The organism is Streptomyces rapamycinicus NRRL 5491 (assembly GCF_024298965.1).
Lineage (GTDB): Bacteria > Actinomycetota > Actinomycetes > Streptomycetales > Streptomycetaceae > Streptomyces > Streptomyces rapamycinicus.
In genome coordinates this window covers 6,138,726-6,151,030 of sequence record NZ_CP085193.1, presented here as the reverse complement: position 1 = coordinate 6,151,030, position 12,305 = coordinate 6,138,726, and the positions used below count along the sequence as shown (strand labels likewise).

At 70.2% G+C, this 12,305-nt stretch carries 12 protein-coding genes and 1 pseudogene; 9 read left to right on the top strand and 4 right to left on the bottom strand.

Annotation, left to right across the window (positions count from 1 at the left end):
• Nucleotides 1–228: 228 nt before the first annotated feature.
• From LIV37_RS25750 to LIV37_RS52140, 5 genes and pseudogenes are all read left to right on the top strand, one after another.
• Entirely contained in the window at nucleotides 229–1,488 is a 1,260-nt protein-coding gene (locus LIV37_RS25750) for a metallophosphoesterase (protein WP_121825274.1), read from the top strand.
• Between the two features lie 191 nt (nucleotides 1,489–1,679).
• The gene (locus tag LIV37_RS25745) at nucleotides 1,680–2,528 is read left to right on the top strand and encodes a hypothetical protein (protein WP_020870020.1); all 849 of its coding nucleotides are present in this window, start codon (nucleotides 1,680–1,682) and stop codon (nucleotides 2,526–2,528) included.
• Nucleotides 2,529–2,664: 136 nt separating this feature from the next.
• Nucleotides 2,665–3,819: a serine hydrolase domain-containing protein gene (locus LIV37_RS25740; RefSeq protein WP_167525798.1), complete on the top strand. Its 1,155-nt coding sequence runs from the start codon at nucleotides 2,665–2,667 to the stop codon at nucleotides 3,817–3,819.
• A 144-nt stretch (nucleotides 3,820–3,963) separates the two neighbouring features.
• Nucleotides 3,964–4,269: pseudogene (locus tag LIV37_RS52145) on the top strand (BRO-N domain-containing protein); the annotation flags it as partial.
• A gap of 63 nt (nucleotides 4,270–4,332) precedes the next feature.
• On the top strand, nucleotides 4,333–4,836 hold the full coding sequence (locus tag LIV37_RS52140) for a DNA-binding protein (RefSeq protein WP_309471215.1): 504 nt from the start codon (nucleotides 4,333–4,335) through the stop codon (nucleotides 4,834–4,836).
• Between the two features lie 134 nt (nucleotides 4,837–4,970).
• Here LIV37_RS52140 and thiC read toward each other — a convergent pair whose 3' ends face one another.
• Nucleotides 4,971–6,740, bottom strand: a complete 1,770-nt coding sequence (gene thiC / locus LIV37_RS25730) for a phosphomethylpyrimidine synthase ThiC (RefSeq protein ID WP_020870017.1) — start codon at nucleotides 6,738–6,740, stop codon at nucleotides 4,971–4,973.
• Nucleotides 6,741–6,921: 181 nt separating this feature from the next.
• Here thiC and LIV37_RS25725 point away from each other — a divergent pair, with 181 nt between their 5' ends.
• Nucleotides 6,922–8,397, top strand: coding sequence for a YibE/F family protein (locus LIV37_RS25725; RefSeq protein ID WP_121824516.1), 1,476 nt, complete (start codon nucleotides 6,922–6,924; stop codon nucleotides 8,395–8,397).
• Nucleotides 8,398–8,469: 72 nt separating this feature from the next.
• Here the strand turns inward: LIV37_RS25725 and LIV37_RS25720 are convergent, their stop codons facing one another.
• The 3 genes from LIV37_RS25720 to LIV37_RS25710 all read right to left on the bottom strand — a co-directional run bounded on the left by LIV37_RS25720 (nucleotide 8,470) and on the right by LIV37_RS25710 (nucleotide 10,002).
• On the bottom strand, nucleotides 8,470–8,907 hold the full coding sequence (locus LIV37_RS25720; RefSeq protein ID WP_044572700.1) for an SsgA family sporulation/cell division regulator: 438 nt from the start codon (nucleotides 8,905–8,907) through the stop codon (nucleotides 8,470–8,472).
• 422 nt (nucleotides 8,908–9,329) lie between these two features.
• Nucleotides 9,330–9,524, bottom strand: a complete 195-nt coding sequence (locus LIV37_RS25715) for a DUF5326 family protein (protein WP_020870014.1) — start codon at nucleotides 9,522–9,524, stop codon at nucleotides 9,330–9,332.
• A 160-nt stretch (nucleotides 9,525–9,684) separates the two neighbouring features.
• The gene (locus LIV37_RS25710; protein WP_020870013.1) at nucleotides 9,685–10,002 is read right to left on the bottom strand and encodes a cupin domain-containing protein; all 318 of its coding nucleotides are present in this window, start codon (nucleotides 10,000–10,002) and stop codon (nucleotides 9,685–9,687) included.
• Between the two features lie 77 nt (nucleotides 10,003–10,079).
• Here LIV37_RS25710 and LIV37_RS25705 point away from each other — a divergent pair, with 77 nt between their 5' ends.
• From LIV37_RS25705 to LIV37_RS25695, 3 genes are read left to right on the top strand one after another with little or no spacing between them, the layout of a single operon-like run.
• Nucleotides 10,080–10,460: a phage holin family protein gene (locus LIV37_RS25705; protein ID WP_020870012.1), complete on the top strand. Its 381-nt coding sequence runs from the start codon at nucleotides 10,080–10,082 to the stop codon at nucleotides 10,458–10,460.
• A gap of 24 nt (nucleotides 10,461–10,484) precedes the next feature.
• Nucleotides 10,485–11,093 carry a low molecular weight protein-tyrosine-phosphatase gene (locus LIV37_RS25700; protein WP_121825275.1) on the top strand — a complete coding sequence of 203 codons (609 nt, stop codon included), beginning with the start codon at nucleotides 10,485–10,487 and terminating at the stop codon, nucleotides 11,091–11,093.
• Nucleotides 11,090–12,304: a cystathionine gamma-lyase gene (locus LIV37_RS25695; protein ID WP_020870010.1), complete on the top strand. Its 1,215-nt coding sequence runs from the start codon at nucleotides 11,090–11,092 to the stop codon at nucleotides 12,302–12,304. The genes LIV37_RS25700 and LIV37_RS25695 overlap by 4 nt, the downstream gene beginning before the upstream one ends.
• The last annotated feature ends 1 nt before the right edge of the window (nucleotide 12,305 follow it).

Sequence of the window (12,305 nt, the reverse complement as noted above, 5' to 3'; positions counted from 1 at the left end):
GAGGGTGACTCAAGGATTACCCGAGGAGGACCTGGGGCCAATGGGCTTCCCCTACTGGGCCAATCCGGGATAAAAGTCCGACGAAGCAGGAGCGAGCAGCGATTGACGGCACCCTGGTGCGTCACAAGCCCTCACGGTCATTCCTATGATGGGCGGACGACACCGCGGACCGCCGTCGACCAGGCAAGGTCCACAAGGTGGCACGGCGGCGTGATGGTGGAGGGGTCGATGACTCAGGGGGCCGGTCTGGAAGCCACGGCAGGGACCACGGCTGCGATCCCTCCTGTGCTCGCGTACGGGGCGTACACCCCGCCCGGCATGGTCGCGCCCGGAGCCGTGCCGCCCGGGTCCGCGCCCGCCGCGCCGGGCACCGCCGCGCCCGTGCCGCAGCCCACGCCCGCGCCCGAGGAGCCCGCGCCCGGCGCACCCGCTCCGGGCGCACCGGCGCCCGGGGGGCCTGCTACCGGCGCACCGGCTCCCGGGGCGCCCGCGCCGGACGCGCCCCTGCCCCTGCCCGCCGAGTACACCCCGACCGAGCGGCTCCCGATCCTGGGGCCGGGGCACACCATCCCGGACACCCCACTCGTCCCGCCGCAGGACCGCCCCACCGTGGCGCTCGCCCCGGTACCCGAGCCCGAGGACGGCCCGCTGGCCCAGGACGAGGGCCCCGGACCGCTGTACGTCGTCGGCGACGTCCACGGCTACCACGAGGAGCTGCGCGAGGCGCTCGCCGCCGAAGGCCTGATCGACGCCAAGGGCAACTGGTCCGCGGGGAACGCCCGGTTGTGGTTCCTCGGCGACTTCACCGACCGCGGCCCGGACGGCATCGGCGTCATCGACCTGGTCATGCAGCTCTCCGCCGAGGCCGCCGCCGCGGGCGGCTACTGCAAGGCGCTGATGGGCAATCACGAGCTGCTGCTGATCGGCGCCAAGCGATTCGGTGACACGCCGGTCAACTCCGGTGCCGGGACGGCCTCCTTCCAGGCGGCCTGGCTGCTCAACGGCGGCCAGCGCACCGATATGGAGCGGCTCGAGGACCACCACCTCCAGTGGATGTCCCGGCTGGACGCGATGGCGGAGGAGGACGGCCATCTGCTCGTCCACTCCGACACCACCGCCTATCTGGAGTACGGCGACTCGATCGAGGCCGTCAACGACACCGTCACCGAGACGCTGCAGCGCAGCGACGCCGACGAGTGCTGGGACCTGTTCCGCAAATTCACCAAGCGGTTCGCCTTCCGCGACGAGGACGCCGGACCCACGGCGGCCCGCGAATTGCTCGACACCTACGGCGGAGAGCGCATCGTCCACGGCCACAGCCCGATCCCGTATCTGCTCGGCGAGGTGGGCTCCGAGGACGGCGAGGACGGCGGCGCGCCCGCGGTCGAGGGCCCGCATGTCTACGCGGACAATCTCGCGGTGGCCATGGACGGCGGCATCACCATGGCCGGAAAACTGCTGGTCGTTCAACTTCCCCTGGCGAACTGAGGATTCAGCGGACGCCGCTCGGGGCAGATAGAGGGTTTCACCGGCGCGGGAGCAATTCGGGAAACTTGCTGTCACCCCGCGCCGGATCGGCTCTACCATCGGCTTATCCGTCGCAGGCTCTCCTCCGTTTCCGCCCGACTGCCCGGCGAAAGCCGGTCGTCACGGCCCTACGGAGCATCGGGGGATGCACCATGAAAAGCGCTCCGCACCTGCTGACCGAGGACCGCCCGGAGTTCGAGCGGGTTCTCGACGAGGCACTGCGCACCGCGGACCGTCGCCCGGACCTCAGCGGTATCGGGCAGCGGCTCACTGCCGAGCAGCTGCGCACGATGGCGCTCGGGGCATCGACCGCGATAGCGGCATGCGCGGCCGACGAGTACCAGACCTACCGCGAGACTCGCGCCAGACTGCGCGAGCCCGCCCCGCTCTTCCCGCTCGCCGGGGACGTGGGCGAGCGCGAGCAGCCGGACGGCACGGTGGGACTCGCCGGCGCGATGCAGGACGCCGCGGGGGCGGGGCTCGTGGCCATGCTCGCGGTGCTGGCCCCGGTGCTCGCCGGCACCGCCGCGATCATCTTCCTCATCGTCGGCTACGTCCTCAACGTCCTCGACCCGGCCCCGTCCATCGCCCAGCCGATGGTCACCGCGGGCTGGTTCTTCGCCGCGCTGACCGCCGCGGCCATCCTGATCGCCGCCGTCGGACTGCTCCTGACCGCGCTGCGCAACGGCTCCAGCGCTATCCGCGGCGAGGCGCGCAGCGAGCGGCTGGAGGAGGTGGACCGCGCCCGAGAGGTCTGGCGCGATGCCCTGCTGGAGCGCGGCATCCTGCCGTTCCTCCGCGAGGCCCTGGCCAACCCTTCGGCCCCGTCCCCGTCCGCGTACGTCCCGATCAACCCCGAGGCGGTCAGCCGCACCCCGCACCTCGGCTACAGCCGCCCCGGCTTCAGCACCGACGGCGAAGGTCCCAAGGCCCGTCCCCGCTACAGCAGCCCGGACTACACCAGCCCCGACTACGGCGGACCGGAGCACCAGCCGGACTAGGGCCTGTCTGGAGTTGTGATCTGGGCTCGGGGTCCGGTACGGGCGCGGGCGCGGGTACGGCTCCGGGTACGGTCCGGGTGTGCGTGCGGGTCATCCCGGATGGCCGGGCGCTGCGGCCCCGGCAGCATGGCTGACCATGACTTCCTTGACCCGACGTACCCTCATGGGCGGTTGCGCGGCCGGGACGCTGCTGGCCGTGGCCGGGAGCACCGGCGTCCGCGCGGCGACGAGGACCACCGCATCGGCCACCGCGTCCGACGACGCCGCCCTCCAGGCCGCGATCAGCGATCTCGGCCACCCGCCCGCCACCTCGGCCCAACTGCGCGTCGACCGCCGGGGAGACCGCTGGTACGGCACGGCGGGGACGGCGGACATCGCGAGCGGACGGGCCGTGTACCCGGACGACCGGTTCCGCGCCGGCAGCGTCACCAAGGCGTTCGTGGCCACCGTGGTCCTTCAGCTGTGCACCGAGCGCCGGGTGGAGCTCGACGCCACCATCGGGCGCTACCTCCCGGACCTGCTTCCTTCCGCCTTCGCCCGCCGCATCACCGTGGCCCAGTTGCTCAACCACACCAGTGGACTCCCCGACCACCGGGGAATTCCGGACGACAGCACCCCGGAAGCGGTCCTGCGGCACCGATGGGACCGGTGGACGCCGCGGGAGTGGGTCGAGACGGTGACGCACGATCCGCTCAAGTTCGCCCCGGGCACCAAACAGGAGTACCGGGGCATCAACTATGTGCTGCTCGCCCTGCTCATCGAGAAGCTGACCGCCCGCCCCTACGGCCAGGAGATCCAGACCCGCGTCCTGCACCCGCTGGGCCTGACCCGAACCCTGCTGCCGGGCCAGGACCCCCGTCTCCACGGCCCGCATGTGCACGGCTATCTGCGGATGACCGACGGCTCGCTGCGCGATGTCACCGTGTACAACCAGTCCTCCGCCTGGGGTGAAGGCGAACTGGTCTCGACCGTCGACGACCTGTTCCGCTTCCAGCAGGCCCTGTTCTCCGGCGCGTTGCTGCCGCCGCACGCCCTGGACAAGCTCTTCACCCTGCCCCCGGACTCCGTACGCATGCTGGACGGCAGCCCCGCCCGCTACAGCCTGGGCCTCCAGACGGCCACCGTGAACGGCGTGACGTTCTGGGGCAAGACCGGCGAGACCGCCGGCTACCGCACCCGCATGTTCACCACCCGCGACCTGGGCCTCCGCTTCGTCCTGTCGTACACCCCGACGCCACTGACCACACAGGAGGACATGACCAATCGGGTCGTCGCCGCACTCACCGCATGAACGCCGGAGAGTAAGACTCACTCGCACTGGTGGGCGATTCGTCATCAGATTGATCGATTACCAACCAATCGAGCGAACTTCCGCCCATTCGGGGGAATTGATGGGCGGTGACGTTTAGCGTCCGTTGGTGGAGGTGATGCGCGAATGCGCAAACACAACACACCGCCGGGCCCATCCGCCCGGCACGACGCCATGGACGTCAACGACTTCGTCTACGCGGCCACGGGGGCCCGGGTCCGGAGGTTGACCCTGCCCAACGGGGAGCACTGGTTCCCCGCTGCCGATGTGTGCCGAGAGCTCGGCTACACCACGACGCGAAAGGCTCTGCTCGACCATGTGCCGGAAGATCGGCGAGAGTCTCTTGAGACTGTGACTTCCAGTCACAGTCTCAGCATTCCCGCAGGTAGGGAATGGCGCCGAGACTTGCAGCTCGTCGATCTCGAAGGACTTATCCTCCTGGTGAACGGCTGCACCAAACCAGCGTGCCTGCCCTTCAAACAGTGGGTCTCAAGGGTGATCGCCACCGTCCAGCGCGAGGGCTCATACGAGCTGGAGGTCTCCGAGGCCTCCCGCCCCACTCCACCGAGCGAGCTCGTGGACGCGATCGTCCGACTGGAGATGCGGACCGAGCGCTTCCATACGGAGGTACTGGATTCCCTGCACCGGTCCGAGCAGGCATGGTCACAGATCCTCGACGCTCTGGGCTGCCGACCGGACGCGGAGCCCGAGGCGGACACGCGGGAGCTGAGGCTCAGGACGGAGGACCTGTTCGCACAGTGGAAGGCCCGGCTGAGCATCACCGAGGATGTGTGGGCGGTGGCCGTCTACATCCTTCCCACGCTGGCGGAAGCCGGCCGGGTCGGCCACTCACTGGAGACGCTCGCGGCCAAGACGGGGCTCACCCGGCAGCGGGTGCACGACTGTCTGCGCTTTCTCCAGAAGCACCGCTGCATCCGTCAGAACGGGCTGACGGACAACGGCAACCCGGTCTACGTGGCTGAGCTTCCGCCCGCTTAGTCGCACGGGAAAGGGTCCGAAGTCGCAAAACGAAGTTGCGGCTTCGGACCCGCCCCGCAGCGTATCGCCTGGTTCAACCCGCAGGCGTTACTTTGCCGGGATCCACCCGCGATCTCGGCCCACGCGTTCGCGTCTCAGTCCGCGATCGGCAGATACACGCGGTTGCCCGCCTCCGCGAACTCCTTGGACTTCTGGAGCATGCCCGCCTCGATCTCCTCGGGCGTCGCGTCGGCGTCGCCGCCGAACTGCTCTGTGATGCTTCTGCTGATTTTCATCGAGCAGAACTTCGGCCCGCACATCGAGCAGAAGTGCGCCGTCTTGGCCGGCTCCGCCGGCAAGGTCTGGTCGTGGAAGGAGCGGGCCGTGTCCGGGTCGAGGGCCAGGTTGAACTGGTCCTCCCAGCGGAATTCGAAGCGCGCGTCGGAGAGCGCGTCGTCCCATGCCTGGGCGTCCGGGTGGCCCTTGGCCAGGTCGGCCGCGTGGGCGGCGATCTTGTAGGTGATGACGCCGGTCTTGACGTCATCGCGGTCCGGCAGGCCCAGGTGCTCCTTGGGGGTGACGTAGCAGAGCATCGCCGTGCCCCACCAGGCGATCATCGCGGCGCCGATGCCCGAGGTGATGTGGTCGTAGGCGGGGGCGATGTCGGTGGTGAGGGGGCCCAGAGTGTAGAAGGGGGCCTCCTCGCAGACCTCCTGCTGGAGGTCGACGTTCTCCTTGATCTTGTGCATCGGGACATGGCCCGGGCCCTCGATCATGGTCTGGACGCCGTGCTCCTTGGCGATGCGGTTGAGCTCGCCGAGGGTGCGCAACTCCGCGAACTGGGCGTCGTCGTTGGCGTCGGCGATCGATCCCGGGCGCAGTCCGTCGCCCAGCGAGTAGGTGACGTCGTACGCCGCGAGGATCTCGCACAGTTCCTCGAAGTGGGTGTAGAGGAAGGACTCCTGGTGGTGGGCGAGGCACCACGCCGCCATGATGGAGCCGCCGCGGGAGACGATGCCGGTCTTGCGGCGGGCGGTCAGGGGGACGTACGGCAGCCGGACGCCGGCGTGGACGGTCATGTAGTCGACACCCTGCTCGGCCTGTTCGATGACCGTGTCCTTGTAGATCTCCCAGGTCAGCTCCTCGGCCTTGCCGTCGACCTTCTCCAGCGCCTGATAGAGCGGCACGGTGCCGATGGGGACCGGGGAGTTGCGCAGTACCCATTCGCGGGTGGTGTGGATGTTGCGGCCGGTCGAGAGGTCCATGACCGTGTCGGCGCCCCAGCGGGTCGCCCAGGTCATCTTCTCGACTTCCTCCTCGATGGAGGAGGTGACGGCGGAGTTGCCGATGTTGGCGTTGACCTTCACCAGGAATCGCTTGCCGATGATCATCGGCTCGATCTCCGGGTGGTTCACATTGGCCGGGAGGACGGCGCGGCCCGCCGCGATCTCCTCCCGGACCACCTCGGGGGAGACGTTCTCGCGGATCGCCACGTACTCCATCTCGGCCGTGATCTCGCCCCGCCGCGCATAGGCGAGTTGGGTCACGGGGGCGCCCGGGCGGCCGCGCCGCGGCTGGCGCGGACGGCCGGGGAAGACCGCGTCGAGGTTGCGCAGTCCGCCGCGTGGCGAGGTGTGCTTGAGCCCGTCGTCCTCGGGGCGGACGGGACGGCCCGCGTACTCCTCGGTGTCGCCGCGGGCGATGATCCAGTTCTGCCGCAGCGGCGCCAGGCCGCGGCGGACATCCGTCTCGATGGTGGGGTCGGTGTACGGGCCGGAGGTGTCGTACAGCGTCACGTCCTGGCCGTTGGTGAGGTGCACGCGGCGGACCGGGACCTGGAGGTCCGGGCGCGAACCCGCGACATATCCCTTATGCCAGCCGAATTCGGCCGTCTCGGCGCGCGATGGTGCGTCCTGCTGAGTCATGAGACCCACTCCCTACGCCGGCATTACCCGGTAACAGGTTCAGCGGTCGGCGCAGCTGTCAGCGTCAGCGCCCTCTCAGCCCGGTGCTCCGAGCTCCCGCGATTGCAAAGGTTCGGCACCACGCTAACGGTTTATCCACAGCGCTGAACAGAGGGCCCACGTCTCTTGCGATGATGCGACCGTGACCGCCATCCAGCAGGACCACCCGCCCGAGCAGCCCCACCCCTCCGATCAGGCTCCTGGCCACGGCCACGGACATTCCCATGGCCACTCCCACGGCCATGGCCCCGCCACCCCTGTCTCCGCGCGCCTCCGCAAGATCATCGCGGCGGTGCTCATCCCCTTCACCGTCGCCGTCGTGGCCGGTCTGATCGTGCTCTGGCCGGGCGGCACACCCGACCACAAGGCGCACGGCCGCAGCGGCCTCGGCTTCGACCAGACGACCGTGGCCGGACGGGTGGTGAAGGTCGAGGAGGTGAACTGCGCCGATGTGAACGCCCAGCCGCAGGCGCCCACCGAGCCCGGCCAGGACGGCGCCGCCGGGCAGAGCGGCGGCGCGGGTCAGGGTGGGAGCCCTGGGCAGGGCGGGAAGAAGAGCGTCTGCGAGAAGGCCACGATCGAGGTCACCTCGGGCAAGGACAAGGGCCGCACGTTCCCCGAAATCGTCCAGCCCAACGCCTCGCGTCACTTCAGCGCCGGGCAGGAGCTGAAGCTGGCGTACGCCCCCAAGGCGCCCAAGGAACTGCAGTACTCCGTGTCCGATGTCGACCGGTCGATGCCGATGGCGCTGCTGGCGGGGCTGTTCGCGCTCGCGGTCGTGGTGGTGGGGCGGCTGCGCGGGGTGTTCGCGCTGGTGGCGCTGGCGATCAGCTTCGGGGTGCTGACGCTGTTCATCCTCCCGGCGATACTCCAGGGTTCCAATCCGCTGGTGGTCGCGGTCGTCGGGGGCAGCGCGATCATGCTTCTCGCGCTGTACATGTGCCATGGGCTGACGGCGCGTACATCGGTCGCCGTGCTCGGCACACTGGTGTCACTGCTGCTGATCGGGGTGCTGGGCTCGCTGTTCATCGGCTGGGCGAGCCTGACCGGCAACACGGACGACCAGACCGGACTGGTGCACGGCCTCTATCCGAACATCGAGATACAGGGGCTGCTGCTCGCGGGCGTGATCATCGGCTCGCTGGGCGTGCTGGACGATGTGACGGTCACCCAGACCTCGGCGGTGTGGGAGCTGAGGGACGCGGACCCGACCACGTCCCGGCGCAAGCTCTACGGGGCGGCGATGCGGATCGGGCGGGACCACATCGCCTCCGTCGTGAACACCCTCGTGCTGGCGTACGCGGGCGCTTCGCTTCCGCTGCTGCTGCTGTTCTCCATCGCGGACAGCGGGGTGGGCACGGTCGCCACGAGCGAGATCGTCGCGCAGGAGATCGTACGGACGCTGGTGGGCAGCATCGGACTCGTCGCCTCGGTGCCGGTGACCACCGCGCTGGCCGTGCTCGTGGTCTCCGCGGACCGCGCCCCGGCGGCGAACGGCGGCGCGGAGCGGATGGCCGACGCGGGCAGCGCCCAGGCGACCCAGGCAGCCCAGGCGCCCCAGGCGGCCCGGACCGGCCGGGGCGGACGCGGGCGGCGCCGCCGGGCGAAGGGGCGCTGAGGCGATGGGCGGGCTGCCCGTCAGCTCGGCCACGGCACGGCACCGGCCCTCGGCCCGCCGCGCGTCCGGCTCTCAGCCCGCGTACCGGTCCTCGGCCAGGATGCGGTGGAGTTCGGCGTCGAGGTCGCCGACCGGGTCACAGGCCGCCGGCTCCTGGCCGAAAGGCACCACTCGGTCCGTCCGGTCGAGGAAGGCCACCAGTGGAGCGGCCCCGGCCCGGAACAGGGCCCGTTCACAACCCACTTGGAGTCTGATGAAGACGTCCGAAAGCCCCTCGGGGGAGGCGGGGGCGATGCGCACATCCCCCTCGCCGGTGGGTTTGCTCAACCCGTCCAGCAGCAGCTCCCGCGCGAAGGCCCAGCTCACCGGCGCGTCACCGGGCAAATGGAAGGTGATCTCGACGGCATAGGGGTCGCCGCTGTCGTAGGACAGCTCGACCGGGATCCGGAAGGAGAGATCCTGCGAGACCAGGAAGGTCATCGTCACTTCCGCCTGAACTGTGTCACGCATCTCACGCATCGTTCGCCGCCCCGGGTTGTTTGCGCTTCGCCGACTCTGGAGCGTAGCGACTCGATTGCGGTGCGGAGTCGGTTTGCCTCGTGTGAGGGAACGAAAATGGCCAGTGTTGCCGTGAGGAGACCCGCGGGGCCGGGCGGCGCGGACGGCGCGGGCCCGGTGGGCGGGAGATCGGGGCCGGCGCACCGGCCGTATCGAAGATCGCTGTCGTCAACAGGCACCCCCGGGGTGTTGTTGCGAGGCAGACGCCGAAGGAAGAACGCCGAGGACTCGCACTGTAACGGCAGGGGTGGCGCCGGGCGGTGCTCCCGCCCCGGCGGTATCCCCCGCGCGGCGTATCCGCGCGCGGAAGGATCCCTCATGGCCTGCGGGGACGCGTCAGGCCCTGGGTGACGCGGCGGGCGCCGCGCGGCGGGTCAGGAAGTGAACTTCCGTACGACGTAGATCAGCCCGGCGATCAGCACCACCAGCAGCAGCGCCTTGAAGACGAGGCTCACCACGAACCCGATCACGCTCATGATCAGGCCGCCGAACACGGCGAGGACGAGGACCGGTATCGCGATCCAGGTCACCCACCACGGCAAGCCCTGGAATATCCCCTTCGTGGTCACGTGACTCCCTGCTTTCTCTCCGAGCCGTGGGTCCGGACGCCGACGGCCGGTCTTCCCTGCCGTCGATGCTAGGACGGGACGGAGGCGCGCGGGCGGTCCGCGCCCCCCGTCCTCCCCTGACCGGACCCCTACGGGACCGGTGGGACGGCCTCAGCCGGCCTCAGCTCTCCGGGGGCGAGAACACCACCAGCACCCGCAGATCCTCGGTGATGTGGTGGAACTTGTGCGCCGCCCCCGCCGGGACGTACACCACACTGCCCCGCGCCACCTGTGTCGTCTCCATCCCCACCGTGACCGACGCCCGGCCGCTCATCACGACGTACACCTCGTCCTGGCCGTGCGGCGACTGCGGGTCGGCCTGGCCCGCGTTCAGCGCGTACAGCCCCACGGACATGTTCCGCTCCCGCAGGAACTGCAGATACGCGCCGTCGTTCGCGGCCCGCTCCGCCTCCAGCTCATCCAGCCGGAACGCCTTCATTCGCCTCTCCACCCCTGCCTGACCCATGCCTACGGTGCCCCTGCCTGCGCCGGGGCCTGTCTGCGACGATCTCAACCATGAAGAATTTTCTCGTCAAGACGATCGCGAACGCCGGCGCCCTCGGCGTCGCCATCTGGCTGCTCAAGGACATCACGCTGACCGGTGACAACACCGGCCGCCAAGCGCTCACCCTCATTCTCGTGGCGCTGGTCTTCGGCGTGGTGAACGTGGTGGTCAAGCCGATCGTCAAGCTGCTGGCCTTCCCGCTGTTCATCCTGACCCTCGGGCTGATCACGCTGGTGATCAACGCCCTGATGCTGTTGTTGACCTCCTGGCTGGCCGGAAAGCTGGACCTGAGCTTCGACGTCGACGGCTTCGGCACGGCGGTGCTCGGTGGCCTGATCGTCTCCATAGTCGCGTGGGCCCTGCATGTCGTGCTGCCCGATGACAAGGACTGATCACGGCCGGAGATGATGGAAGGCATGAGAGACCCGTCGCCCTACCGTGTCTGCTTTGTCTGCACCGGCAACATATGCCGCTCGCCGATGGCCGAATCCGTCTTCCGCGCCCATGCCGTGGAGGCCGGTCTTGACGGCCTCGTCGAGGTGGACAGCGCGGGCACCGGGCCCTGGCACGAGGGCGACGGGGCCGACCGCCGCGCCATCGACGTACTGACCGCCCACGGCTATGAGCAGGATCACATCGCGCGCCAGTTCCGGGTCGAGTGGTTCGACCGCCTCGATCTGGTGATCGCCCTGGACAGCGGCCATCTGCATGAGCTGCGCGCGCTCGCGCCCACCCCGCACGACGCCGCGAAGGTGCGGCTGCTGCGGAGCTACGACCCGGACGCGGACCACGACGCGCTGGGCGGCCTCGATGTGCCGGACCCGTACTTCGGCGGGCTGGACGACTTCGAGGAGTGCCTGGAGATGGTCGAGGCCGCGAGCGGCGGGCTGCTGGACGCGGTCGCCGGGGCCGTCGACGCACCGGAGAAGGGCGCGGAGAACGGCGCGGAGAAGGGCGCGGAGAGCGCCACCGTCGAGCACGCGTCGGCCGCCGATGGCCCGGGCGCGGGGAAGGAGTCCGCATGACCGGCGACGGCACCCGCACCGTACGGGCCGGACTGCCCGAGGCCGAGGCGTACGAGCCGACGCTGCCGGGCCCGGTCTTCGCCGCCCACTACCACCTCCCCGGCGACGCCGTCGGCCCCTACACCTACGGCCGGGACGCCAACCCCACCTGGTCCCTGCTGGAGCGGGCGATCAGCGAGCTGGAGTCGCCGGGCACCGACGCCGAGACGGTCGTCTTCTCCTCCGGTATGGGCGCGATCTCGGCCGTACTGCTCTCGCAACTGCGCCAGGGCGACGCGGCCGTCCTGCCGTCCGACGGCTATCAGCTGCTCCCGGCGCTGATCGAGCGGCTGGCGGGCTACGGGGTCACCGTGCGCACCGCCCCGACCGGCGAGGACGCCCAGCTGGCCGCCCTGGAGGCGCTGGGCGACCGGACGAAGCTGCTGTGGCTGGAAACCCCGTCCAATCCCGGACTGGACGTCTGCGACATCCGCCGGCTCGCCGAGGCGGCGCACGCCCGGGGCGCGCTGGCAGCCGTCGACAACACCCTCGCCACCCCGCTCGGCCAGCGCCCGCTGGAACTCGGCGCGGACTTCGCCGTGGCGAGCGGCACCAAGGCGCTCACCGGCCATGGCGATGTGCTGCTCGGCTATGTGACCTGCCGCGATCCACAGCTCGCCGCTCAGGTGCGGGCCTGGCGCAAGACGGTGGGCGCGATCCCCGGCCCCATGGAGGCATGGCTCGCCCACCGCTCCCTGGCCACCCTCCAACTGCGCGTCGACCGCCAGGCGGCGACCGCCCTGGCCCTCGCCGAGACGCTGCGCGACCGCCCCGAGATCACCGGGCTGCGCCACCCCGGACTGCCGACCGATCCCTCCCACCGGGTGGCGGCCCGGCAGATGCGCGGCGGGCGCTTCGGCTGTGTGGTCTCCTTCACGCTGCCGGACAAGGAGCACGCGGAGCGCTTTCTGACGGCGTTGCGGCTGGTGGACGACGCCACCAGCTTCGGCGGGGTGCGCTCCACGGCGGAACGGCGCGGACGGTGGGGCGGCGACGCGGTGCCCGAGGGTTTCATCCGCTTCTCGGTGGGCGCGGAGGACTCGGACGATCTGATCGCCGATGTGCTGCGGGCGCTCGATACGGCATCCGGCACGGACGCGGTATCGGGCACGGCCCCGGCATCGGGCACGGCCCCGGCATCGGGCACGGCGAGCACCGGGGCGGATGGCTGAA